The sequence below is a fragment of the Paenibacillus sp. LjRoot56 genome (assembly GCF_964253335.1).
Taxonomy (GTDB): domain Bacteria; phylum Bacillota; class Bacilli; order Paenibacillales; family NBRC-103111; genus Paenibacillus_E; species Paenibacillus_E allorhizoplanae.
Genome location: NZ_CAXURV020000001.1, coordinates 1545367 through 1572107 on the forward strand (window position 1 = coordinate 1545367; position 26741 = coordinate 1572107).

Annotated in this window: 14 protein-coding genes and 1 pseudogene; 14 read left to right on the forward strand and 1 reads right to left on the reverse strand. The window is 50.1% G+C overall.

The window, feature by feature from the left end:
• Positions 1–18 precede the first annotated feature (18 nt).
• From ACSQ8O_RS06965 to ACSQ8O_RS07020, 12 genes and pseudogenes are all read left to right on the forward strand, one after another.
• Positions 19–1569, forward strand: coding sequence for a response regulator transcription factor (locus ACSQ8O_RS06965; RefSeq protein ID WP_436240974.1), 1551 nt, complete (start codon positions 19–21; stop codon positions 1567–1569).
• Positions 1566–3275 (forward strand): sensor histidine kinase, encoded by a 1710-nt coding sequence (locus ACSQ8O_RS06970; protein WP_436240975.1) that lies wholly within the window; start codon positions 1566–1568, stop codon positions 3273–3275. The genes ACSQ8O_RS06965 and ACSQ8O_RS06970 overlap by 4 nt, the downstream gene beginning before the upstream one ends.
• A 105-nt stretch (positions 3276–3380) precedes the next feature.
• Positions 3381–4823 (forward strand): ABC transporter substrate-binding protein, encoded by a 1443-nt coding sequence (locus tag ACSQ8O_RS06975; protein WP_436240976.1) that lies wholly within the window; start codon positions 3381–3383, stop codon positions 4821–4823.
• A gap of 175 nt (positions 4824–4998) precedes the next feature.
• Positions 4999–6159 (forward strand): galactonate dehydratase, encoded by a 1161-nt coding sequence (gene dgoD, locus ACSQ8O_RS06980; RefSeq protein ID WP_436240977.1) that lies wholly within the window; start codon positions 4999–5001, stop codon positions 6157–6159.
• A 30-nt stretch (positions 6160–6189) separates the two neighbouring features.
• A complete protein-coding gene (locus ACSQ8O_RS06985) occupies positions 6190–6942 on the forward strand; it encodes an SDR family NAD(P)-dependent oxidoreductase (protein WP_436240978.1) in 753 nt (250 codons plus the stop codon).
• A gap of 20 nt (positions 6943–6962) precedes the next feature.
• Entirely contained in the window at positions 6963–8924 is a 1962-nt protein-coding gene (locus ACSQ8O_RS06990; protein ID WP_436240979.1) for a DUF6259 domain-containing protein, read from the forward strand.
• Between the two features lie 135 nt (positions 8925–9059).
• The gene (locus ACSQ8O_RS06995; protein ID WP_436240980.1) at positions 9060–13271 is read left to right on the forward strand and encodes an Ig-like domain-containing protein; all 4212 of its coding nucleotides are present in this window, start codon (positions 9060–9062) and stop codon (positions 13269–13271) included.
• A 344-nt stretch (positions 13272–13615) separates the two neighbouring features.
• Positions 13616–15841 (forward strand): helix-turn-helix domain-containing protein, encoded by a 2226-nt coding sequence (locus tag ACSQ8O_RS07000; RefSeq protein WP_436240981.1) that lies wholly within the window; start codon positions 13616–13618, stop codon positions 15839–15841.
• A 174-nt stretch (positions 15842–16015) separates the two neighbouring features.
• Entirely contained in the window at positions 16016–16924 is a 909-nt protein-coding gene (locus tag ACSQ8O_RS07005) for an ABC transporter permease (RefSeq protein WP_436241961.1), read from the forward strand.
• 9 nt (positions 16925–16933) lie between these two features.
• Positions 16934–17803, forward strand: a complete 870-nt coding sequence (locus ACSQ8O_RS07010) for a carbohydrate ABC transporter permease (protein ID WP_436240982.1) — start codon at positions 16934–16936, stop codon at positions 17801–17803.
• A gap of 35 nt (positions 17804–17838) precedes the next feature.
• Positions 17839–19404, forward strand: coding sequence for an extracellular solute-binding protein (locus ACSQ8O_RS07015; protein WP_436240983.1), 1566 nt, complete (start codon positions 17839–17841; stop codon positions 19402–19404).
• 87 nt (positions 19405–19491) lie between these two features.
• Positions 19492–20352, forward strand: a pseudogene (locus tag ACSQ8O_RS07020) (discoidin domain-containing protein); the annotation flags it as partial.
• Between the two features lie 6 nt (positions 20353–20358).
• On the opposite strand, the gene ACSQ8O_RS07025 reads toward ACSQ8O_RS07020, so the two are convergent.
• A complete protein-coding gene (locus ACSQ8O_RS07025; protein WP_436242009.1) occupies positions 20359–20634 on the reverse strand; it encodes a hypothetical protein in 276 nt (91 codons plus the stop codon).
• A gap of 30 nt (positions 20635–20664) precedes the next feature.
• Here ACSQ8O_RS07025 and ACSQ8O_RS07030 point away from each other — a divergent pair, with 30 nt between their 5' ends.
• Complete coding sequence (locus ACSQ8O_RS07030; protein ID WP_436241962.1) at positions 20665–24087, forward strand: CBM96 family carbohydrate-binding protein; 3423 nt, start codon at positions 20665–20667, stop codon at positions 24085–24087.
• 444 nt (positions 24088–24531) lie between these two features.
• Positions 24532–26721: a family 78 glycoside hydrolase catalytic domain gene (locus tag ACSQ8O_RS07035; RefSeq protein ID WP_436240984.1), complete on the forward strand. Its 2190-nt coding sequence runs from the start codon at positions 24532–24534 to the stop codon at positions 26719–26721.
• Positions 26722–26741 lie beyond the last annotated feature (20 nt).

The window sequence follows — 26741 nt, forward strand, 5'->3', positions numbered from 1 at the left end:
CAGATCGGAGGATGCAGCATGTATAAAGTGTTGATTGTGGATGATGAGCATTTTATTCGGGAAAGACTAGTCACAATTATTCCTTGGGAAGAATACGATCTCGTGGTTGCCAGTGTAGCAGAGGATGGAGAGAGTGCCCTGGAGAAAATCCGGGCCGTTTCTCCGGATATTGTCATTACGGACATCAGAATGCCGGACATGACAGGACTAGAGATGATAGCCCGGGCTGAGGCCTATCGGCCGAACACCCAGTTTATCATTCTCAGTGCTTACAGTGAATTCGATTATGCCCGCAGGGCACTCCAGTTGGGTGTAACGGATTATCTTCTCAAGCCGACGAAGCCTGAAGAATTACTGCAGGTTCTTCTTAAGCAGGTGGATAGGCTGGAGCAACTGAAGGTGCTAAGAGAACGTGACCGCCGCAATCGCTATTATGAGGAATCCATCCGCTCCCAGTATATTCAAGAGCTCATATTAGGAGATCAGCCTGGCTATGAGTGGAAAGAGGAGTGTGTTCAGGTAGGGCTGAAATGGCTGCTAGATGGCGAGTTGAGACTGCACCTGATTACGTTGGATGGGGCTGATCAACACGGTCATATAGAGACTGCTAAGATTGACCAGTTTGCCGTGCAGAATGTCATGTTCGAGCTTATAGCTGAATACGAGGCTATTTGCCCGATTCGCCTATCCTTCGGTAAATGGCTGCTGGTTACGGGAGGCATCAGCTCCCAAGAGGAGCTCCTCGTCTTTGCCTGGCGATTATACGATTGTATAGACCGATTCACCAAAAAGAAAGTACACATTATGATTTCAGAGCCTGGACAAAGTCCGCTCCAACTGTCGAGATTATTTTGGGAAACAGAGAAAATGATGGAATATATGGGAGCGAATCCGGAGGAGCCGGTTCGCTTTCTTTTGCCGTCTCGAGACGAAATGGCCTATGTGCAATGGACGAAGCCTATGGCGGAGCTCGTCGGGTGGATGCTGCAGGGGGATACAGACCGAGTGATAGAGTGGCTCAACCAACTGGCTCCTGCCTTTGTAGAATGGGATCTGAATGCGGCTCAGCGTTGGTGCTTTGAATGGCTGTCCACGATCCGGGAGCATGCTGGGGCCCAGGGTGAAGGACTTTTGCCGAGTACAGATGACTTAAGGATGCGCATCTCCGGTCATTCGAAAATCAAGGAACTTCTGTATTTCTTTACCCATGAGATCCATCATTTGCTCCGTCAGCGGCATGGCAAAGGCCTTCATCGGTTGATTCGTCTTGCCCTGGAGCGGATTGGCAGGGAATACGAACAGGATCTCCAATTGACCACCATTGCCGAGGATTTAGGCCTTTCCCCGGTTTACTTAAGTGAGCTGTTCAAGCAGCAAACGGGAGTCACCTTCCGTGTACACCTGCTTCGGGCCCGCATGGGCGCAGCCATTAGGCTGCTGAAAGATCCCACGCTTAAGGTTTATGAGGTGTCCTATAAAGTCGGGTACAACAAGGTAGAGCATTTTGTGAAGTTGTTCAAAAGGGAATATGGCATGACACCCTCGGAGTATCGGGGGGCTCTAGTATGAAGAAACGCCGCCCGCCTTTCCGTCGGTTTCACCAAAAGCTGTTCTTGCTTATGCTCGCATTGGCGCTCCTCCCACTTTTGGTTGTCGGCCTTGTTAATATCCTTGTGACCTCCAATTTATTTACCCGGCAATTGGAAGAAAGCGCGGACTTGATCCTGTCCCGCACAGCTGCCCCTCTAGGGCAGCTATATCAGGAATTCCAAACAGCAGAGGGGCTGTTTCTTCAGGATGAAGAGCTGATGCAGGCTTTTGCAAATCCGCAAGCTCCTATTCTCAGGCAGGTAGAGGTGGCCAACCGGCTATCACAGTACCTGACCAATATCAAGTATATTAACGCGGACTTTCGCGTTTCCTTTCTCTTGCCTCGAAATCACTATCTTTCCAGCTACGGCCTTCCTGTAAAAAATGATCCCGCACGTATTGAGAGCTTTTCCCTGGATAAACGAACACTTGAGCACGTTTACTGGCTGTCTGACGATAAAACAGCAGGGGAATTCACCTGGGTCGTTCCTTTAGGAAGTGTTGCCGCTCAGCAATTGCACGGTTGTCTGCTGATTACCATCCCGTACAGCTCAATGAGCGCAATGCTGGAGGGGCCGCAGCATCTTGGCCAAAGCCAATATCTTATTGTTGATGCCGGTAATGGAAGATTAATCCGTTCTCCGGGAACGGTGGAGAATGCGGCTCTCCAGTCGAGAATCCTTCATCTTCCTGAAGAGAAGAGTATGGACAAGTCGGAATACAGCTTTACAGAAGGGGACAGTTATTTTTCCATACGAACGATTGGGGCGGAATGGATGCTGCTCGGCATTGTACCACGGCATCAAGTGCTGCTGCCGCTCTATAAGGTATATCAATGGACCATCGGCCTGGTGGGGCTATTGCTGTTGGGTATGACGCTGCTCTCCATCAGGCTGGCACGGAATTTCTCCCGGCCGATTGAACGGTTGGCCTCGCTGGTTGTCCGAAAGAAAAGCGAGGGGGCCAACATGCACATCCCGCCTTTGGTGCGGGCGGATGAAATCGGCGTCCTCTATGACGGGATTCGTGAACTGTTAATGGAAATCCGTCAGGAGCAGGTACTGAAGAAGGAGTACCGACTGAGGCTGTTGCAGTATCAGATTAACCCGCATTTTCTCTACAACAGCCTGGATACCATCCAGTGGAAAGCGCTGGAACACAAGGATCGGGAGCTCACTAATATGATTGAATATCTAAGCGGCTTTCTTCGAGGAGGCCTGGATCAGATCGATGTCGTGACCGTTGAGCAGGAGCTAAGGCACCTGAATAACTATATTGGCATGCAGCAAATCCGCTACAAGGGGCAGTTTACGATTGCAATCCAGATCCCTGAGGAATTCATGCAGCAGGAGATTGTGAAAATCTCGCTTCAGCCGCTGGTGGAGAACGCCATCATGTACGGAATGAGCCGCCAGGCGGGTGGAAGTCTTATCAAGGTTGAAGGCTGGCGCGTAGCAGAGGATGCTTTTTGCATTAGTGTCTTTGATGATGGACAAATTCTGGACGAGGAGCGGGTACAGCGGCTGCTCAGCGAGCAGGTTCCCGATCCGGACTCCTTTGGCATCCGTAATGTTCATGAGCGGATCCGACTCTATTTTGGTGAAGATAGTGGCCTGCGGATGCAGAAGTTGGAGCAGGGAAAATGCTTTGAGCTGCTGCTTCCCTTTGTGGAAAGGCTTCCATAATCGTGGCTGGTTTGTCAGTAAATACGAGTTTTGAGGGGTTAACTGCGGGTGGATTCCTTTCTATAATGAGGGTGTAATTCAAATCAAGATGAGGGGTTGAAGCAATTGAGTAGAAGTAAATGGGGAAGCCGCAGTTTGATTACGATAGCTACCGTGGCGCTGGCTTTGTCTGCCGGGTGCTCGTCAGGTACAAACAATGGCAAGGTTGCCAGCAGCACCGCGGGGGTAGAGAAAGAAAAGCCTAAGGAAAAAGTGACGATCAAGGTTTGGACCAACACGCGGCATGATCTTGAGGTTCGTGAGGGCTTAATCAAAAAGTTCAATGAAACGAATCCTGACAATATCCAGATTGACTATAAGGTTTACTCGGACAACTATAACGAGCAGTTGAAGCTTGCGCTGAATGCGGGTAAACTTCCGGATATTGCTTATTATACGCCCGATCTGTCCACTGCGGATTATCCACTGGATTTGAATCCCTTGATCACACCGGAAATTCGCAAACGCTTTGATAAATCCGCTCTTACAGCTCCACCAACCTCCAAGAATGGTGAACTGGACCGTGTCTTTGAAAACGTCACCACTTTTAAATTAGTTTACAATAAGGATTTGTTCAAAGCATCCGGACTTGATCCAGAGAAACCTCCAACGACCTGGCAGGAAATGCAGCAATATGCGAAACAGATAACAGCCAGTGGAGGCGGCAAGAAGTTCGGTCTCGGTCTGCCGATCAAGCAGTCGGCATTCTGGCGGTATTATGTGACTTATCCGGCAGTTGTTTCGGGAGACATTTATGGCAGGGATGGCTGGAATGCCGTAACTGGAAAATATGACTTTTCGCCTTTTGCTAAATATGTGAAGTGGTGGATTGATGTGAATAAGGAAGGCAGCGTCTTTCCTGGCGTAGGCAATTATGACAACGATATGATCCGCGCCCAGTTTTCCGAGGGCAATATCGGCATGCTGTCCGCCGCAACCTGGGATATCGGGGTATTCAACGATCAGTTTCCAGCAAAAATCGACTGGGCCGTGGCAGATTTCCCTACTTGGGCAGGGAAAGTTCTGGGGGGCCCTGGCTACGAGACAGCGGGCGGATTCAGCATCAACAAAAAAACGGAGCATCTTAAAGAAGCAAAGAAGGTATGGGAATTCATGATCTCCGATGAAATGTTTGTGACGCTGGCCAAAAAGGGTCTCGGTTCCTTTACAAACCTTGCCGCTCAGGAAAAATCGATTCAACCAGTGGATCGCAAGGGATCAGCAGGTTTTGTCATCAACGGGAAGTCAACGAATTATCCGGTGGCGCCACTGCTGGATTATTCCGTTTTAAACCCTCCGCTTAAAGTGGGCTCAATCGATGTCAAAAAAGCGGCCGTTGTAAATGACGTCATGTCGGAGCTGTTTATCAGGGGCAAGGAGCTTCCGGAAATTGAGAAGGGACTGCAAGAGCTGGGAGATGCGTTCAACAAACTGACGGCTGCCAATGTGGAAGCGAAAACGGTTGATTTAAACAAGTATCTGCAGCCGGACTTCAAGCCGCTGAAGTAACGGCTGATAGCAGCGATTAACGTACCGGAACTATACTTCGTTGAAAAGCTTATCTTTCGCACCCCCCAGAACACTTTGCATAGCAAACAGCTCTGGGGGGTGTTATCTATCGAGTGCATGGGGCGGCGATTCAGTCCGTGAGAATAAATATGACATGTTTCTTAGGGGTGTGGAGATGAAAATTACTGGCGTGAATACGTTTGTCGTCGATTGTTACCGGACAAACTTCGTATTCGTCAAAATTTACACAGATGAAGGTATTTCAGGGGTTGGCGAAGCAACGCTGGAGTATAAAGAGAATGCTGTAACTGGGGCAATAGAAGATATAAAACGTTACCTAATCGGTAAAAGCCCGCTTGATATCGAAGCGCACTATCACAATATATATCGTGATGCCTACTGGCGGGGTGGAGCCGTTCTGATGTCTGCGCTTAGTGCAGTGGAAATGGCATTGTGGGACATTAACGGTAAATCACTGGGCGTTCCGGTTCACAGGCTGCTTGGGGGCAAGGTTCACGATAAGGTGAAGGTGTATGCCAATGGATGGTTTGCCGGCGCCACTTGCGTAGAGGATTTTGGTGTAAAAGCCAAGGAAGCGATGGAGCGAGGATTCAAAGGGCTCAAGTGGGATCCGTTCGGCAAAGCGTACATGACCCTCTCGAATGAGGAAATGGATAAGGCTCTCGCATGCATAGGCATTGTGAGAGATGCCGTCGGTTATGACATGGATCTGTTTATTGAAGGGCATGGCCGGTTTAATGTACCTACAGCGATTAAGATCGCTAAGGAAATTGAAGCTTTCAAGCCAGTGTGGTTCGAAGAACCAGTTCCACCAGATAACTTGGATGCCATGGTAGATGTAAGGCGGAAATCTCCGGTGGCTATCGCAGGCGGAGAACGATTGTTTACGCGACAAGGATTCAGCGAGGTGTTCAAAAGAAGAGCGCTGGACTATGTGCAACCGGATATCAGCCATGCTGGCGGCATTATGGAATGCCGCAAAATTGCAGCAATGGCGGAAGCGAACTATATTCCATTCGCCCCGCACAATCCAAGCGGCCCCGTAGCTAACGCAGCTACACTGCAATTGGCTGCCTGTACGCCTAACTTTTTCTATCTGGAAATTATGGCAAGTGATGTGCCTTGGCGCAAAGAGATAACGGACGAACAACTGCATTTCGAGGATGGCTACATGACAATCCCGGATAAACCGGGGTTAGGCATTGAACTGTATGAAGACTCAGCCATTAAATATCCTTTTGTCCCGCACGATTTAAGGCATTATAACGGGCAACTTATTCAAATTCGACCACCGGCTGCCGAGCATTACTTTTAAGTCATTTTAGAAACTGAGGTGAGCATCGTTATGTTTGATTTATCTGGCAAAGTGGTCATGGTAACGGGGGCATCGCAAGGTCTCGGACGCGGGATGATCTTAGGAATGGCTGAAGCGGGAGCTAATGTGATTATTAACGCTCTGGAGATCACGGAAAGCGCACTTCAACTTGTTGAGCAGGTCAAGGCGGTGGGGCGGGATGCCATTGCGATTCAAGCTAATGTCAGCCAAGAAGAGGATGTCCAGAAATTGTTTCATGTGGCGGTAGAGAAGTATGGACGCCTCGATATATTGGTCAACAATGCCGGCACTTCCAGGGCGGAAACGATAGGCGAAACGTCGCTGCAAAGTTGGAATGAAATCATCAACAACAACTTGACGAGCACCTTTTTATGCTCGAAGTATGCCATGGACATCATGATGCCGCAAAAAAGCGGAAGGATTATTTCCATCAGTTCGGTCGTTGGACATCAGGGTGCCTTGTATGGCCATGTTCACTACGCTGCTAGTAAAAGTGGACAGATCGGCTTCACAAAAACGCTCGCTCGCACGGCCGCTCCTTATGGCATTACCGTTAACGCGATCGCTCCGGGCATCATCGAAACCGAATTATTGCTTCAAACGCATGGGGATGAGAAGGTAAAGAGTTTAACGGAATCCGTCCCCTTAGGCTTAGGAAAGCTTGAAGACGTTGCGGCTGCGGCGGTATTCCTAGCCAGCGATGAGGCTAGGTACATTACCGGAATTATTCTGGATGTGAACGGCGGTCTTTATTTACGATAAGGAAAGGACAGATTGGGAAAATGACTTTTTCACTTAAGGCAGGACAATTACAGTTTGCTGTAGATCCGCAGGGACGATCCGTACGATGGTCGGCGGAGGGACTTCTATTACAAGAGAGTGCAGGAGCGGATTTCTGGAGAATTCAACTGGACGACGGCGAGTTTCGCGACATGTCCGTTCGTTCAAGTCTTCAGAGCGGGACGGTAACCGAAATTGAGGGTGGATTGGCTGTCCAATACAATCAGCTCGAAGCAGAGGACGGGAATACCTATCCCGTATTGTTTTGGGTGCAGGTCCTCGTAGAAGGAGAGCAATTGCACTTCTCATACAAGGTAACCAATCAGAGCGAAGTAAGGGTTAATGAGATCAAACTTCCGTTCGTAGATGTATCCGTCGTTGCGGATGAAGTGCGCAGCCGTGATGTCTTGTACCGCAGTGAGGGGCATGGACACCGACTTGCAGATCCTTGGACAGCAATTGACAGAGCTCACAGTGAATACATGTCCAGCGATAACCATGAGATTTGGCTCGACATGACCTATCCGAGTTTCGGCAGTATGGCTTGGTTCGGTGTGCAGAGCGGTTCGCATTTCCTTTATGTAGGAAGGCATGATGACAACTTCACTACGTGTGTGTTGGCCGCAGGAATAGGCCCGCGCAACAGCGATCCGCGTCTCGTTCTAGCCGTTTCTCAGTTTCCTTTGGTGCAAGGAGGAGAAGAAGTTTCCTCCCCGACCTCTGTAGTCGCCTTTGTTCCCGGGGATTGGCGGCAAGGCTCGGCCATTTACCGGCAATGGGCGGACGGTTGGTTTAGTGAACCGCAGAAACCCGATTGGGTACAGAAGCTCCCGGGTTGGCAGCGAATCATTATGAAGCATCAGTTCGGCAAAATTCACTTCCGTTATGAAGATTTACCCCGAGTCTACGAGGAAGGCAAGGCAGTCGGGGTGGAAATGATTCTGCTCTTCGGTTGGTGGAAAGGCGGCTTCGATAACGGTTATCCGGTTTATGAACCTGATCCTGCTCTTGGCGGGGAAGAAGGGTTTAAAGCAGCGATTGCGGAAGTGCAGCGTCGTGGGGGACGTGTTGCGCTTTACACAAATGGTGTATTGATCGATGTAAAATCAGACTATTACAAGGAAACCGGACATCGGATTTGCCGCAAAAATATTGATGGCATGGAGTACAGGGAGCATTATAAATTCAACAATGACGGCATGCTGCTGCGCAATTTTGGCTACAAAAGCTTTGTGTCTGCCTGTCAGGCGACCGATGAATGGAATAAGCATCTTACCCAGATCGGTCAACAAAAACTAAGCTACAACCCGGACTCCATTTTCTACGATCAGATCGCTGGACATTTTCCACATCTCTGTTTCGATGCTTCGCATGATCATGGAAACCGGGGGGATAACGAGACGGTTTATCGGCGGCGCAATTTGCAGCAAATGCGTGAATTATGCACAGGGGATAAAGCTTTCGGCTCTGAATTCGTTGTCGACTGCTATGCGCCTCTCCTGGATTTCCATCATAGTTGCCAATACGCGAGTTTTAAAGACGAAGAGTCGTTCCCTGAGCTTTATCGGCAAACGTTCCCCGAGACGATTATGTCCAATCGATACATGCATGATGAGAGAAGCGATTTTAAACAGCAGCTTCACTTCGCTTTTGTGTATGGATACCGCTTTGACATTGCTATTTACCGCTCTCGGGCAACAGTGACTGCGGCTCCGGCCTATGCGAGCCACGTTAAGGTACTGATCGCCTTACGCGATCGCTACGCCGAATTTTTCTATCACGGCACTTTTTCACTGGATACTGATATGGAGCTGCCTGAGGGAATCATCAAAACGGAATACGTTCATCATGCGAGAAGACTCTTCGTATTTTGGAATGATACCGCTGAGGAGAAGCAGATTTCTTTCCAAAACCGAGTGATTCGTTTGGGAGCCAATGAATTCCAATGTGAGATTGTGGAATAAAGTAGTTTGTAAGAGGGGGCAGCAAGGCTGCTCTGTGTTCAAGTCGGCACGGAACAACCTTGTTGTTTTCTTTTTAGATTGAAAGTGAAACGCTTACATTTTTGAATTATATAATGAAGAAAGGGTGGATGCATGATGTATAAAAAGATAATGTCGGGGCTCATTTTATGTACTCTTCTAATTTCGTTGTTACTCCCGCTACCTAAAGGATTTGCCGCTGGAAGTACAGGCGTCCTTCAATTCCAGGATGATTTCAGTGCAGGGATGTCACTGTGGAATGGAATTAACGGGTCATGGGTCGTCGATAACGGCGCACTTCGCGTTACATCGTCCAGCTCGAACAATATTGAGATGAAAGGGACGAATTCGGTTTGGCAGGATCAAATCGTTGATTTTAGGCTGAAAATCTTGGAAACGCCAGGAGGTGGATTTACAAGAGTATATACGAGGTATAGTAGCAATACCAGCAATTTGAGCTTGATGATCCGGCCTATCGGGTTAAGTTATACCATTAATGGGTCTAGCGAGGTGTCCCTTTCCGGCTATAAATTTACCGTTGGCAGTAACTACGACATCAAGATGAATATATCGGGAAGCACGGCAACCGTATATGCAAAAACTGAATCGGAAACCAATTATACGAGTGTAGGAACGATTACGGGTGTACCCGTTCAAAGCGGAAAGGTCAGATTTTCAACCTTCAACGATAAAGTGCAGCTCGATAATGTAAGCGTTGTCAATTTGCGTGATTCGGCTTTTATGGCTAACGGAAACATATTGTCTTCTTTGAACGTGGGAAGTCAATCCAATTTGCAAGTAATAAATACGACTGGAAATTCGGTTATATGGACTTCTGGCGATGCGGGGAAGGCAACTGTTGATGGAAACGGTGTGGTTACCGGGTTAACCAGAGGACTAGTTACGATTACTGCCGTTACGGCAGACAATTTGTCGCAAGTGAAATTCGATATCTATGTGAAAGATCCGGTGGATTCCATAGGGGTATTGCAGTTCCAGGACGATTTCAGCAATGGTATGAATCTATGGAATCCTGTACAGGGCACTTGGATGGTTGATAATTCCCGCTTATCTTCGACAACAACCGCTTCCTCCCTGATTGAACTCAAAGGGGCGAATGCACAATGGAGAAATCAGACGATTTCGATGCGGTTTAATCGTGGAGACAATTTGGCCGGAAACTTCATATCCATTAAGCTTAGATATGTGAGCGAATCCGATTACACACGGCTGCTGATCAGGGGGACCGGATTAAGCTATATTAAAGCAGGCGGTACAGAGCAGTCCTTTTATTCCGCAGCATTTAATCAAGGGATAGATTACGATATCAAACTGGCTGCTTTGGACGATTCGGTTCAAGTATATGTAAAAAGCGCAGCGGATGCTGATTATACGTTTGCGGGAGCCATTTCCAACGTTGCGTATTCATTTGGCAAGGTGCAGTTGACTACTTACAATTTAAAGGCGACTATTGATGATATTAAAATTTGGAACCATGAAAGCTCGAAGTTAGTCATGGGCACCAAGCTAGCCGCTTACGCCAGAGGAAATAGCGCGCCTATTCCGATCACCAATAAAACTGGCAAGAACGTCGTATTAAACTCAAGCAACCATGCTGTAGCAACAGTCGATCAAACTGGTGTTGTCACAGCCGTCGCAAAGGGGCAGGCTACTATTACCGCTGCAACGTATGACGGTTCTTATCAAGATAAGAGTGATGTTGTCGTCTATGTCCGGCCAACAGGCGTTTCCCTAAATAAGGCCAGTACTTCGCTATATGCAGGGGAATCCGAGGAACTCACAGCGACGATCGCTCCAACTGATGCCGATAACTTGTTCACCGTATGGTCAATCAGCGACCCATCCGTGGCAAGCTTGGTCGGCGGAGCAAGCAAGTCCAGAGCCATCAAAGCGTTGTCCGCCGGGACGACGACGGTTACTGTTACTACGGTAGACGGCGGATTTTCGGCCACAACCCAGGTTACGGTGAATCCTATACCGGGTCCAACCGTTTCATCTGCGGAATTCCAGATCGATACGACTCCGTATGCTTTGTCGCCCTATCTATTAGGGGTGCATAACGAACAAGTTTTAAAAATCGGCAGGGTGACCGATTTTCAACCTGCAAGTCATGATAATCTCGGCATGGAACTCAAGCTGCAAAACGTGCGTGGTCCGGATGGAACAGGTGCTGATTTCTACATGTACAACGAAGGTACCCTTATTAATTCGAAGGATCCGCGTTATCAGCAATTTTACGGAAATAAAACGATCGGGGCTATTGAAAATGTAAGCTTAAAGCCGGGTTTTCCTGGGCTATCCCTTGCGAATTCGTACCATCTGGCCAATACTTTGGGTGTGCCGTACGTATATGACTTGAACGTCATCTCACAGTCGGTAGATGAAATTATGACTCAAATTCGGCAGATGAAGCAGCTGACAACCCAGCCTATTTATGTGGAAATGGGGAATGAGCTATATTCCATTTTCTTTGATAAAGCATTTCCATCGGTAAACGAGTACATTGCAAAATGCAAATTGATTTATCAGGGCATCAAAAACATCGACCCAACCATAAAAGTTGGTATTGTCGCGGTCGCGAAAGACCTTGAAGACAGGATCGCGGCTGACCCCAATAATCAGCCAGATCCTAATGTCGACTGGGGAGCAACGCAAGGGGGGCGGGTTGCTGCTTGGAACCAGAGTCTGGCGCAAGATACCAGTTTCTACGATGCGATCATAGTCCATGTGTATTCCCCTATTCCGTATCTGAATGATTTGACGAACAGCAAGATGATGGACTATTTGTATACGTATAACCAAAGCGCATTAGAAGGGCTCATCATTCAAAAAAATCAATTCCCGGGCAAGGAAATGTGGGTAACGGAATGGTCCTCGCTTCCGACGGTCATTTTCGGAGAGACGGACTTAAACGAGAAGGCACGCAAACAGTTCATGAAAACACCAGGATTTGCGATCCACAGTATGGAACGAGTGCTGCAAATGATCGAGTCAGGCGAAGTGACGATTACCGACGTGCACGCGATGGTGGATACTCAGGGGTTTGGAATCGTACAGCAGGCATCGAATGGCGATCTCGTCAAATTACCGAATTTTCATGTATTTAAAGCATTGGGCGATTTGCTTGACGCAAACAGCAGTTTCTACAAGATCAATCTCGCACAGGGCAATGTTCAAAATGAAAAACTTCGCTTTATAGCAACGAATGTATATTATAATGTCGCGGATGTTGGGGCATGGGGATTCGGCGATGCAAGCGGCATTAAGAAGGTCGTATTTGCCAACCGCACGATGAACCCAGTTAACGTATCCGTACCAGGAGCGGCGCTCAAGACGAATTGGATATACGGGGGAGAAAATCCTTTGCCGGATTACCTCACCAATCCGAATGCGAGCTGGCTGGACGCTCCTCAGGTCAATCCGTTGCCAGAGGCACCTGTCTCAAGTTTTGCCGGACAGATTCAATTGAAGCCTTATTCGATGACGATCGTAGACATTGCAGACATGACAGTGCCAACTGCATCGGTCGCATATAGCAGCACAACACCGACCAATGATATTGTAGTAGCGTCCATTACGCCAAGCGAACATGTAACGATCACGAACAACGGGGGGGCAAACAGCTACTCGTTCCTCATGAACGGCAGCTTTACTTTTGAATTTGTTGATGATGCAGGCAATCAGGGTACTGCGACCGCAACCGTAAACAACATGATTACGAAAAGCAAAGGAGTGCCGGGAAAACCTGATCTGTCTAATGACAATGGATATGATACTGGCATTCAAGATGGCAACTACAGGGTGAAAATGGATATGTGGTGGGGAGATAACGGTAGAATCTATAAGCTATATGAAAATGATGTGCTCATCGAGACCCAAATTCTTGTGGATAATTCACCGAGTGCCCAATCTACCGTAACGTCAGTTACCTACAAGATGAATGGGACCTACCGGTACTACGCTGAACTCACCAATACTTTTGGCACAACGAGAAGTGACATTATGACCGTTATCGTTACTCAGGCAACACCGGCTAAACCGGTCCTTTCCAATGACAACTGGGATAGCGACGGGAATTTCAAAGTCAGCATGAACATGTGGTGGGGAACCAATGGCGGTGTGTATTATTTATATGAGAACGGTGTTCTCATTTATACACAAGCACTGACGAGTAATTCACCGTACGCCCAAGGGGGAGTAACGACCATAACGAATAAAGCAATAGGCACCTATCAATATCGTGGTGAGCTCGTCAACTATGCGGGAACCACTTCCAGTGATACGATGATAGTAAATGTAACCAAGTAGTAAGATCAAATTAAGGTGTTTTTTCATAAGCACGTTAAAATTCTAATGATGGCGAGACTCATTTAACCCCAATCTGAAAACAGGTCGCAATTACAAAAATCCATCCCTGAGGGATGGATTTTTGCTTTATTTCATTTTCATAATTGGTGATTGTCCAAATACGTTTGCAGGAACTAATTGTGTTTTTGCTGGAAAACCATCAATCTACGCGATCTGCGCGGCAGTACGACACTTCCGAGAGCAGATTCGTGAAGAAATCACGATAGCAAAATATTGATGATAGACAGACCGTCGCCTTACGGTTATAGTATCTGAATCTCTTTCGTAGATAGAGGAGGGTTCCCGTGATCAAAAAAAGATTTTTTCTCAAGCTGCTGTCCGCCTATCTGGTGCTGGTGATTCTCTATACACTGATTGCGGCAGGCTTATTCATTTACCAGAGCAACGAGCACGTCAACCGGGAACTGTACCGCAAGCAGGCGGTCTATCTGGAACAAATGCGCGATCAGGCGGATATGAAATTGCGCTTCGCACTTACGCTGTCGGACCAGATGAAGGAACAGGAGACGATTGTCGCGTACGCGCGCAATCCGCAGCGGGACTATGCGAACATTACGAGCATCTATAATGAGCTTCAGAAGAGCAGCAATGCGTTCCGTGACTTCGGCTACCGGATAGACATTACCAAGGACAATGACGATCTGGTCATCACGCCCAGCTACACGATTACAAAGGACCGGTACTGGAACGAAATGGGCTTGACGCCCGATTCGAACGAGGCCGAAGACATGGGGGTGCGGCGGACTCCGAAGCCATACGAAGCCGATACTCTGATTACACTTACGAAAAAAGTGGAAGTGCTCTCGGGCAGCGCTTTGTACTTCTATTTATCCTTCCACGAACGTTATCTACTACCGGTACTCGGGCTTGACGGCGAAAGTGCCATCGCCATTCTGGATGGGGAGCGGCTGCTCGCCTACAAGTCCGCTTTCCAGCCCGAGCGGAAAGATGAGGTTCGCGATAACGTGCTGCCGACGGTTCAGTCAGGAAAAGACGGCCTTTCGTTCCGAGACGGTTTGTCCGTGCATACGCTGCGCTCCCAGGTGTTGCCAACTTGGACGTTTGTCTACGTGGCGGAACGGTTCGCCCCCTGGTCGGCGATGAAGGAACAGTTAACGGTAACGGGTTTTGTCTATGTACTGCTGCTGCTGCTCGGCGGGGGCCTGGCCTACTGGATTTCCCGCCGGATGTACCTACCGATCGGCCATGTTGTCAGCTTGCTGCGCTCGGATGAAGACCTAGAGGAGAAGGATTCGGAGGAAAGGGATGAATTTACGTTTATACGTGATACGACAGCCCGGATGAAGAGGGCTAACGTACAGATGCGGGAAGCGATGATGCAAAGCAAGGTTTCGCTCAAGGACAAGCTGCTGCGGGACATGCTCCATGGCTTGCTGCCGCAGGAACGGGCGGCCGCTGAGCTGGAGAAGCACGGCCTCGTCTGGCTAGCCTCGCCTAGCCTGGTATGCGTGGTTGAATTCGCCAGCTACTCGGAGGTGGCGAGCCACTACACGAAGGAAGCGCTCGTTACGTTTAAGTCGCAGCTCCAATTGCTGCTCTCGGAGCGGCTGAGTAAGGAAGGCTTGTGCGAAGTATTCGATTTCGACTACCGTCGCATGGGCATCATGCTGCAGGGGGACGATAGCGAACGGGCGAAGCGGATCGTAAGTTCAGTACTGATGGAGATCGAGGCGAGCGTCGGCTTGCGTCTGGTCGCTGCGCTGGGCGACCCGGTTCTAGCGGGCGGCGAGTGGGAACGGGCTTACCGGCAGGCGGTGCAGTGGCTGGATTATGGGGTACTGCGCACCTCCCGTCTCGTCATCGTGCGAAGCGATCTGGACGGACAGATGAATGACCGGTTTTATTATCCGCTCGATGGGGAGCGCGAGCTGATCGGGAGTGTCATTCGCGGACAACGGGAGAACGTTTTCCTCCTGCTGCAGCGGTTGTTGGATGAGAATCGGAGCAGGGAGGCGATCGGCGGAACAGGCTGGACGCATTTCGTATACGCTCTACAAAACACGGTAAACCGGATTCTCCAGCAGTTGAACAAAGTACTGGATACGGATGAGGGCGAAGTGGCGGAGGCACTCCGGAAGCTTCATCATGCGGCTGAGGATGTCGAGGCAAGGTCAGCCTTGTTTGAGCTGTTCGAGCGGTTGATCGGACTCATTCATTCGGAGCAGACGATGCTGGATCAGACACAGATGCAGGGCATCGTCGACTACGTGCATGAGCATTACACTCGCGACCTGTCTTTGTCGGAGATTGCGGAAATGCATCGATTCTCACTTGGCTATATTAGCGGAGCCTTCAAGAAGCATACGGGTGAAAACTTCAAGGATTACCTAAACCTGTATCGGGTGAAGAAGGCCAAAGAAATTATGGACACGGAGAAGGTGAAAATCGCTGAGCTGGCTTTGCGGGTGGGCTGCAATAACGTTAACACCTTCATCCGCATGTTCCGTAAATATGAGGGTATCTCTCCCGGTCAATATGCGAAGAAATAGCGGGTCTGAACGAAGCTCGATAGCTAAAATACGTCGATTTTCCTCCTTTTCGTGAAATGATGGTGATACCAAAATCATGGTGATAGACGCCTCCAACCCTGTTCGTTAAAGTGAGAACTGTATCCGGGATACGACAAATGATCCTAGAAGTAGGGGGAGTTGAAAGCGCTTTTGGTGGTAACGATCAGAAAGCATGTTGTACAGGAATGGCGGCTGTATTTACTGCTGATACCATTCTTGGCTTGGTATGCGTTATTTATGTACAAACCGATGTATGGACTGCAGATCGCCTTCAAGGATTTCAGCCTGTTCAAAGGCATCGAGGGCAGCGCCTGGGTCGGGCTGGAGCATTTTAAACAATTTTTTAATGGCCCGTATTTCGGGAGAACGCTGAAAAACACGCTGCTGCTCAGCTTATATCAGCTGATCTTCGCCTTCCCAGCGCCGATCGTGCTGGCGCTGCTGCTGAACGAAGTGAGAAACCGGCTTTTCCAGAAATTCGTCCAGACGTTTACGTATTTGCCGCATTTTATTTCCATCGTGGTGGTGGCAGGCATCGTCACGAACTTTCTCGCCCCTTCGACAGGTGTCGTCAATTCCATCCTCCAGCTGTTCGGCGGGGAGAAGCTGTATTTCCTGACGAAGCCGGAGTACTTCCGGATCATCTATATTATTTCCATGGATATATGGAAGGAGATGGGCTTCGGCGCCATCGTGTACATTGCGGCATTGGCCGGGGTGAACCCGGCGCTGTACGAGGCGGCGAAGATCGACGGGGCTGGCCGCTTCCAGCTAATATGGAATGTCACGCTGCCTTCGATCATTCCGACGATTGCGATCATGCTGATCCTCAAGATCGGACAGCTGATGGAAGTTGGCTACGAAGCGATTATACTGCTTTATCAGCCCGCAACATATGAGACGGCGGACGTGATCAGCACCTATGTGTACAGGTCCGGTCTGCAGGAAGGGCAGTACGATCTGGCGACAGCCGCTGGGTTGTTCAACGCCAGCGTCAGTCTGCTGCTCGTTATTATGGCTAACCGGCTCAGCAAGAAGCTGACCGAGACTGGACTTTGGTAGGTGAATGGAATGAGAACCTCGTTAGGTGATAAATGCTTCAATGCGGTCAATACGCTCTTGTTATCAATGATTGGACTTGCCGCACTGTATCCGTTCGTGTATGTGCTGTCGGCCTCGCTGAGCTCTGGCGATGCGGTCGTATCCGGTAAGGTGCTGCTGCTGCCGGTGAACATCAATCTGGAGGCTTATGTCAAGGTCCTGATGCAGAAAAGCATCTGGGTGGCTTACGCAAACACGCTCTATTACACGGTCGTGGGCACGTTGGTAAGCTTGTTTCTGACGATTTGTGGGGCTTACCCACTATCCAAGAAAAGGTTGAAGGGGAAGGGAGTCATCAACTTTCTGATCGCGCTGACGATGTGGTTTCACGCCGGGATGATTCCTTTCTATCTGAATTTGCGGGATATGGGCATGCTGAATGAGCGCTTTACCATCATTATCGCGTTCGCGGTGACGACCTTCTATGTGTTCCTGCTGCGTACGTTTTTCCAAAGCGTGCCCGTGGAACTGGAGGAGGCGGCGAAGATTGACGGTGCAGGCGATTACCGGATTTTATGGACGGTGTACTTGCCGTTGTCCCGGGCTTCGCTGATGACGGTCGGGTTGTTCTATGCCGTTACACGCTGGAATGGGTACTTCTGGGCGATGATCGTCCTGAAGGATAAAGATAAAATTCCGCTGCAGGTGCTGCTGAAGAAGTTGATTGTGGAAAACAACCTGAGCGAGCAGTTGGTCGATTTCGGCTCCTCGACACTCGTTTCCCAGGAGACGGTCATTTACGCCACTATTATTGTTTCCATCATCCCGATGATGGTCGTCTATCCGCTAATTCAGAAATATTTTGCCAAAGGGGCCTTGGTCGGTTCGGTGAAAGGGTAAGTTGGCTCCATTACACATAAGGGGGACGTATAAATATGAAGCAACAGGTATGGAAAAAAGGAGTAGGGGCTGCGCTGACGTTGGTTATGGCTTTATCGGCGGCAGGATGCGGTCAGGATGCCAAGGAAGCGGTGCCTTCGTCTGCACCGGACCAAGGCCGGGAGTTGGGCAAGCCGGTGGAGTTGACGATGCATATGCATTACGGTGACCGGTATATTTACGACAATAATTTCCCGGTGTTCAAGGAAGCGGCTCAGCGTACGAATGTGACGTTGAAGGGAACCGCTTCGCAGACGGCGACCAACAGCAAGGAAATGTTCAATCTGATGATGGTATCCGGCGACATTCCCGACATTGTGCATTACAACGTGAAGGGGGATTTCAACAAATACGGCTCCGAAGGCGCGTTCGCTCCATTAAATGAGCTGATCGACAAGCATGCGCCCAATATTAAGGCGTTCCTGGAGCAGCGGCCGGATGTGAAGAAATTCGCTACGGCACCTGACGGCAAGATGTATTTCCTTTCGTTCGTCCCGGATGGACTGGTCGCGAAGGGCTGGTTTATCCGCCAGGATTGGTTGAAAGCGCTTAATATGCAGCAGCCGAAAACGGTTGACGAGCTGTACCAGGTACTAAAGGCGTTCAAGGAGAAGGACCCCAATAAAAATGGCAAGGCTGATGAAATTCCGTACTTCAACCGTGTGAACAAAGGAGGAGCACAAGATCTGCTGCTGTTCTGGAATTCATACCGCGGCATATATGCGGACCAGGGCAAGGTGAAGTATGGCCCTTATGAGGCAAACTACGAGACGGCGGTCGCGAATATTGCCAAGTGGTATAAGGAAGGTTTGATTGATCCAGAAATTTTCACCCGCGGGGCGAAGTCGCGCGAGGTGCTGCTCGGCGATAACGTCGGTGGCGTTTCACATGACTGGTTCTCCAGTACGGCGGGCTATAATGATACTCTCAAGGATAAAGTACCCGGCATTCTGTTCGCACCGATGGCCCCCCCGGCCAGCAGCGACGGGGTCATCCGTGAAGAGACGAAGCGGGCTACGGTAAGCGAAAGTGGGTGGGCTATTTCCAGCTCTAACAAGCATCAGGTCGAAACGATCAAATATTTCGATTTCTGGTTTACTCCGGAAGGACGGAGACTGATGAACTTTGGGATCGAAGGCGTGCACTACGATCTCGTAGACGGAAAGCCGAAATTCAAGAACAGTCTGCTGACAGGCAGTAAGCCGGTGCTTGAGGCGCTGCAGGCGGATGGGGCGCAGATGGAAGTTGGCTTCCATCAGGATTTTGCCTATGAGGAGCAATGGACGAACAAGACGGCGTTGGCCGGAGTGAAGGAATACAACGAGAAGAAATACCCGATCGAGCAGTTTCCGGTGCTGACGTTTACGGATGGGGAGAAGAAAAAGCTTGATTCGATCATGAAGAGCATCCAGACGTTCACCGACGAGAAATTCCAGAAGTGGGTGCTGGGCTCTGAGCCGGTAGCTGGCAACTTCGAGAAGTTCCGTCAGCAGCTCAAGGAGATGGGACTGGATGAAGTGATCAGTATTCAGCAGGCCGCTTATGACCGGTATATGAAATAGGCTTAGCGATACGGAAAACGGTTGATCGTTCGCCCGGATGACCGGGCGGACGGATCGGCTTATCCTAACGAGAAAGAGGGACATAGGATGAAGAGGATAAAACGGATTTGGAGCACGGGAGTGGCGGGGCTGCTTCTGTTTTCTTCGCTGGCATGGGCACCGGCTCAGGGAGCAGGAGCAAACGGAGGCGGACAAGAGCTTGGGGCAGGCGAGACAGTGGTTGTTCAGGCTGCTTCTGCAACTGAAGTAGTGAAAGCGCTTACTGTCGTGGCAGCTAGCGCGAGTATGAGTGATGAGAATATCCCTGACAATGCGATCGATCATGATCTGACGACCCGTTGGTCGGCTAGTGGCGTCGGTCAATGGCTGCAGCTCGACTTGGGGGCGATACAGCCGATCGGCTATATCGGCATGGCCTTTTATCGGGGCGACCAGCGTAGTCTGAAGTTCGATATTCAGGTGTCCGCCGATGCCGACTCCTGGACGACCGTGTTCTCGGGCAGCGGTAGCGGCACCTCGGTGCAACTGGAGGCGTTCGGTTTCACCCCAACGACGGGCAGATATGTGCGGATTGTGGGGCTCGGCGCCGGATCGACGGACTGGAACAGTATTACTGAGGTCCAGGTATATAAGCCGCATCCGGACGGCTTCGTACTGAGTCCGCTTGAGCTTCCCCCGACCGGTCCCGATCCGGCGGCGCTGCCTCATACGAGACCGGGGCTGTATGAGCCGGACGGGACGTCCCATTCGGTGCCCGAGCTTCCTGTGGTGACGGGGCGGACGCTTAATGTCGTGGATTTCGGTGCGACGACGGCGGATACCGGGACGGAAGACGCCGCTGCGATCCGGGCAGCGATCGCAGCGGCGCAGCCCGGGGACGAGGTGTACTTTCCCAATGGGCATTACCAGTTAACCAGCACGGCGAGTGACAGCGCTTCGCACCTGCTGCTGCACTCAGGCATTCAGCTTCGTGGGGAAAGCGAGGAAGGAGTGCTGCTCGTCTCCGACCATGCCAAGAACATCGGCGACTATGCGACGAATGAAGGCATCATCTTGCGTATCGCGGGTCAGCAGGGCATTGCCGTTCGGAGCATGACGCTGACGGCAAGCTGGCAGGGTGCGTATCCGACGAGCACGACGGTAGCCAATCCCGAGCGGGGTGGTCCGAAGACCGCTGTCTTGATTACGGCGGCCAACGGGAATCCGTCGCGCGACATCATTCTCGACCATGTGACGATCGAGAAGTTCCAGCGCGTTGGCGTGCTCGTCCGCAGCAGCCGCGATGTCGTTATCCAGTATGCCACGCTACGCAATGCGACTGATACCGCCGAGGGGGGAGCGGGCTACGGGGTGTCGTTGGAGGGGTTGTCAAAGGAAAGCCGGTTGGGCCGGGCCAACGATTCGCTATTTAACGTGGTGCGCAACAGCCGCTTCTATGGGCCGTCCCTTCGCCATGGCATCCTGTTGAGCAATTGGACGCATAATAATCTGATTGCGGACAATGAGCTGTACCAGACGAAACTGGACTCGATCGACATGCACGGCGAGGATGAATATATGAATGAATTCGTTGGTAACACTGTGATCAGCAGCGGCGAAGCAGGCTTCGGCGTCGGCAATCCGGGGGCGACGCATGACGCAGCCGGACCGGGCAACTACATCCATCACAACCGTATTGAGAATTCGGCCCTGTATGGGATTCAGGTTTATCTGGGGTCACCAGATACGGTGATTGCCCATAATGTCATCGCCAACTTCATGAAGCCCAGTACGACGGGAATCCGATTGAAAAATGCTCCGGGAACCCAGGTTCGGGATAATGTGATTGAGAACAATACGGGGCCGGGCTTCTGGGCAATTCATACGTTGTACGATATCGGGAATCCAAGCGACGGGGGCAACGGCGCAGGTGAGCCCCGCGACATCAGGATTGAAGGCAATCGGATCGTGAGCAATACGAACGGAATTTTCATCGAGGCGGGCACGGGGATTGTGCTGTCCGGCAATGAATTGTCGGGCAATACGGGCATCGACTATGACAACCGGACGGTGACAGTGCGCGATTTTGTACCAGTGGCCGATGTGTCGGTCCGACAAGGGACATCGACCAATACGGGGACGGATAGATCATTGATCGTCCAGGGAGGTAATAACCTCTCCACGCGCCAGTCGTTTTTGAAGTTTGATCTGGGCACCCTCACCGCATCTGTCAGCTCGGCTAAGCTACTGGTATACGGTAGGGCCTCGGCCTCGGGCAGCGATACAGTGAACAGCCTGTATGGTGTGGACAGCGACGACTGGATCGAGTCCGGTAGCTCCGGCATGGTCTGGGCGAATAAGCCTGCGTTGGGCGGTAAGCTGTCGACTGCGCCCTTCACCAAGGACGATTATGCGTGGCGGGTTTTCGATGCTACAGATTATGTGAGGGCGCAGCTGAACGCCGGTGGTGATCACGAAGCGGCCGGGGGGATCGTGTCGCTCGCAGTTGTGCAGGATACTTCTCTGGGTGTGTACACACTGTTCAACAGCCGGGAGACGAGCGACCATCAGCCTTACTTACGGATTGAGATGTCCGCAACGCGTGAGCTGGAGAGCGTCACACTTACGTCCGACAAGCAGCTTCTAGGCATAGGCCAGCAGGCACAGTTGCAAACGGCTGGAGTGATGAACTCGGGTTTCGCGGCACAGCTTGGGAGTGCGATGATCCGGTATGAGAGCCTTACGCCCAGCTTGGCGGAGGTCAATACCATTGGACAGGTCACGGCGCTGGGTGAAGGCACAGCGGTCATTCGCGTTACGGTAACGCTGAACGGCGTTTCGCGTAGCGCAGAAAGCTTTATCCAGGTGATCGACGGCAACGTGACGAAACTGCTGCCAACCGATGATGCTTATGTGCGTGGAGGCAGCTATGCTAACTCGAATTACCGGACGAGTAATCTCGAGATTAAGAAGGACGGCAGCGAGAGCTTTACCCGTGAAAGCTTCATCAAGTTTGATGTGAGCGGTCTGGATGGCGAAATTACGAATGCTAGGCTGATGATGTACGGCATTGGAAGCCCTTCTGCGGTCACAGCGGACGTGTACCGGACTAACGCGGCTTGGTCGGAAGGGACGGTGACGTGGAATACGAAGCCCGCCCGGCTGGACCGGTTGGCCGGACTAGGACTCGCCGCCGATTGGGGATGGAGTGAGACCGATCTGACAGAGGCTATACGTCTGGTAAAAGCCGATGGCTCCAATGGGCAGATCAGCCTAGGCCTGACGCTGCCTGTAGCAAGCATCAATGCTGTCATCGAGAGCAAGGGAAAGGCGAATGAGCCTTATCTGCTGATCACAACCAAGCGGGCTGAGCCCGATATGGAGCCGCCTGTGGCGACCGTGGGCCAGCCGCTCGATGGAGCAGCCCTGTCGGCTCAAGCGATCAGGATTCATTGGGAGCCATACATCGACAATAGATCGGTAAAGGGCTATTGGATTTACCGGAATGAGCTGCCGTTGGAGACAGTGGCCGCTGATGTATATGCATATACCGATCAGTTTCTTACTCCGTCAACGTCGTATGTCTATTCGCTCAGGGCGTTTGATGACAGCGGTAATCTCTCGGGGCTGAGTAACATCGTTAGCATAGCGACCTGGCAGTCGGATCAGCCGGGAGGCCCTCTAGTTCAGTCTATAAGCTTATCCCATGTTGTGCCATATGTGGAAGCGGGCAAGACTGCGCAATTGCAGCTTAGCGGGAAGATGGAGGACGGTTCCTCTGTGGATATGAGCGTAGCTACTGTGGTTTATAGCAGCGATAACACGTCCGTAATGACCGTGGACGCGCTCGGATTAGTGACAGCGATCAAGCCAGGCAGCTCTAAGATCACGGTGACCGCGAGCATTGGATCCACAGTCAAGACGGCGTCCCTCACGTTGACGGTCCATGAAACGATTGCACCCGTTTCAACAGCTGCGGTGACGCCTGCGCAGCCGGATGGACAAAATGGTTGGTATGTGAATCCGGTAGTAATCACCTTAAGCGCAGCCGACAATCTCTCCGGTGTGGCTACAATGAATTACAGTCTGAACGGTGGCAGCACATGGCAAAGCTACAATGCGCCCGTAACATTGGGCCAAGACGGCAAGTATACGGTAAAATACCGTTCGACGGACAACGCCGGCAATGTGGAAGTTTCCAAAACGATCAGCTTCAATTTGGACGCGACTGCACCGACGATTACGGTATCCGGTCTGGTATACGGTACGTACAGCGATTCTGTGGATATTACATCCTTTATCGAGTTGGACGATCAGTTGTCGGGCGTTGATCCTGTCAAGGTAACGGTAACGCTGGATTCGAATGTAGTACAACAAGGTACGCCGATTGCCCTATATACGCTGCCGCTTGGTATGCATACGTATGTTGTGAGAGCAAGCGATATGGCCGGAAACGAAAAGAGTCAAATTATTACTTTCGAAACTTCAACAAGCATCAATGCCTTAAAGTCACTAGTCACACGTTTTACAAGTGATCATCAAATCGATAATGCTGGAATTGCCAATAGTTTGCTTCAAAAATTGGGGAAAAATAATCTGGAGTCGTTTGTTCACGAAGTGCATGCACAAAACGGAAAACATATTTCGAGTAAAGCTGCATCTTACCTGCTGCGAGACGCTCAATATTTGATTGATCAGCATTAATTTGTTAGTTGCCCTTTCCCTTGTCTATGGGGGAAGGGCATTTTCATATATTTGTAAGAGCTAAGTCGCCTCAAGTTGTTGTAACAAATCGAATATAGTGTGATAACGGCGTCAGACATTCACTGTAGCGAGGAAGCATAAATTTCCCTCTGACAATTCAAGGAGCGTATCCAGCGAGAGGACAACTAGCTGCAATATGGGAATGTTGCGCTTGCCTTAAATCAAGTACAGCACTAGGATTATGGTAAAGAAAGGCAAGGGAATCAGTGGGATGCTGCAGAGAGAAATTTAAGTTTTAACTTTTGTTTGAGAATATTGTTGATCGAGGGAAAATGAACGATTGTTCTACCTTACCTTTCAATTGTACAGTTGGATCGCAGGAGAATTGTAGTTCTCCTGTTAAACTACAAATATTCGAATTCAACTTTAGGGGAGAGATAAGATTTGTCTAAACATTGGCAAGCACGTTGGATAACGGATACCCCGTTTAGATCGATGGAACCATTGGATTTATTTCATAAAGAGATGGATGCAGCTGAATCAGAGGCGCATCGCGAGGATTTGCAGCATCATCATTGGCTTGTAAGGACCACATTTAATCTGGCGTCTGCTGATCTTGAAGCCGTTTCCTTATATATGGATATCACAGCGGATGATTACTACAAGCTGTATCTGAACGGCCGTTTTGTTGCTCAGGGACCGGCTCAGAACGATGCCGGCCACTATTATTACAATCGGATCGAAGTTGGTTCCTTTCTCCAAGAGGGGAACAATGTCATCGCTGTCCACGTGTATTACCAAGGGCTAGTTAATCGGGCATATAACAGCGGCGATTATAGGCAGGGGCTTATCGCAGAGCTGACAACGGGCGACCGTGTTCTCGTGAAAACCGATGAGACTTGGCGAGCTAAACGGGCAGAAGAATACATGAAAGGGGAGGCATTCGGTTATTCCACTCAATTTGTAGAACATATCGATGCCCGAAAGTCGGAGCAAGGCTGGAAGGATCTTTCCTTTGATGATTCCGCTTGGCTTCCCGTCCACACGAACGATCAAGCGGACTATACGCTCGTGGAGCAGCCGACACCTGTTTTATCGGTTTATGAGAAGAAGCCGTATCGCGTAGAAAGAAGGGCTCCCGGTCATTACTGGATTGATTTCGGCGAAGAAATCACGGGGCAGTTTACCATGGAGGCGGAAGGGGAAGCAGGCGAAGAAATCGAAATCCGCTGCGGGGAAGAACTGGAAGCGGACGAACAAGCGGTCAGATTTAGCATGCGCTGCAACTGTACGTATCAAGAGCAATGGACGCTATCCGGGGATTGCGATAGACTGGACTTTTACGATTACAAAGGCTTTCGATACGTGGAAGTGTTCGGCCCCGAACAAGCGATTCGCCCTGACTCGTTCCAAGCGATCGTCAGACACTATCCCTTTAATGAAGAAAGCTGCCGTTTTCAAAGCTCGGATGAATTGATGAACCAAATTTTTCAAATATGTAAAAACGGCGTCAAATATGGCTCCCAAGAAAACTTTGTAGATTGTCCGACCCGTGAGAAAGGACAATACTTGGGCGATAATACGGTGATCGGGCATGCTCACATGCTCCTCAGCGGCGATTTACGATTGTATAAGAAGGCAATTGAGCAATTTGCACTTAGTTCCTCTACGTGCCCAGGTCTCATGTCAGTCGTTCCAGGGAACTTTATGCAGGAGATTGCTGACTTTTCACTTCAATGGCCGCTGCAGCTGCTAGAATATTATCGTTACAGCGGAGATCTGACCTTTTTGCGGGATATGTATCCTTATGCGGAGCAACTGCTCCGTCATTTTCAAGCCTACGATCGAGGCGACGGATTGTTACACGAAATCACCGATAAATGGAATTTGGTTGATTGGCCGAAGGAGCTGCGCGATGAATACGATTTTGAGCTATCGAAGCCGATAGGTCCCGGTAGCCATAACGTGGTTAACGCGTTTTATCTTGGTTGCATCCAAGCAGTGAATGAGATTCGTGATTTGCTTGGTATTTCTTATGAGGAGGATCTTCCACGGTTAAAAAAACGCTTCATCGAAGTTTTTTATGATCCGACTCACCGTTTATTTACAGATGCGGAGGGAAGCAGACATCACGCGCTGCATGCCAATGTACTGCCCTTGCTGTTTGATCTGGCTCCGAAGGAATCCGTTCCATCGATTGTAGATCAAATTCGCGAGAAAAGATTTTCGTGCGGCGTGTACTTTTCCTATTTTGTCCTAAAAGCTTTGGCGAGATTTGGAGAGCATACGTTGATTTACGAGCTTATGAGCTCTGAAGAAGAACATTCTTGGGGAAATATGCTGAAAGAAGGGGCAACGACTTGTTTTGAGGCCTGGGGGAAAGATCAAAAGTGGAATACCAGTCTTTGTCACCCTTGGGCAAGCGCCCCTGTACCCTTGCTGATTGAGGAAATCATCGGACTGAAACCGTCCAAACCGGGGTGGAAGGAGATTTCATTTTCACCAAAAATTCCGGCACACTGGGAGCATTTTACGCTTGAAGTCCGCGTCCCATCTGGTATGATTCGGCTTGCATACAACCATGGACAGTGGGCACAGGATTTCCCGCAACAGGTTCGGGTGATTAGACACTGACCATAATAAATATTTGTAAA

What these genes read in the sequence shown, in the direction of transcription:
- ACSQ8O_RS06965 (WP_436240974.1), top strand. Translation starts at nt 19, where the DNA reads ATGTATAAAGTGTTGATTGTGGATGATGAGCATTTTATTCGGGAAAGA.
- ACSQ8O_RS06970 (WP_436240975.1), top strand. Translation starts at nt 1,566, where the DNA reads ATGAAGAAACGCCGCCCGCCTTTCCGTCGGTTTCACCAAAAGCTGTTC.
- dgoD (WP_436240977.1), top strand. Translation starts at nt 4,999, where the DNA reads ATGAAAATTACTGGCGTGAATACGTTTGTCGTCGATTGTTACCGGACA.
- ACSQ8O_RS06985 (WP_436240978.1), top strand. Translation starts at nt 6,190, where the DNA reads ATGTTTGATTTATCTGGCAAAGTGGTCATGGTAACGGGGGCATCGCAA.
- ACSQ8O_RS06990 (WP_436240979.1), top strand. Translation starts at nt 6,963, where the DNA reads ATGACTTTTTCACTTAAGGCAGGACAATTACAGTTTGCTGTAGATCCG.
- ACSQ8O_RS06995 (WP_436240980.1), top strand. Translation starts at nt 9,060, where the DNA reads ATGTATAAAAAGATAATGTCGGGGCTCATTTTATGTACTCTTCTAATT.
- ACSQ8O_RS07010 (WP_436240982.1), top strand. Translation starts at nt 16,934, where the DNA reads ATGAGAACCTCGTTAGGTGATAAATGCTTCAATGCGGTCAATACGCTC.
- ACSQ8O_RS07015 (WP_436240983.1), top strand. Translation starts at nt 17,839, where the DNA reads ATGAAGCAACAGGTATGGAAAAAAGGAGTAGGGGCTGCGCTGACGTTG.
- ACSQ8O_RS07025 (WP_436242009.1), bottom strand. Translation starts at nt 20,634, where the DNA reads ATGGTCGAGAATGATGTCGCGCGACGGATTCCCGTTGGCCGCCGTAAT.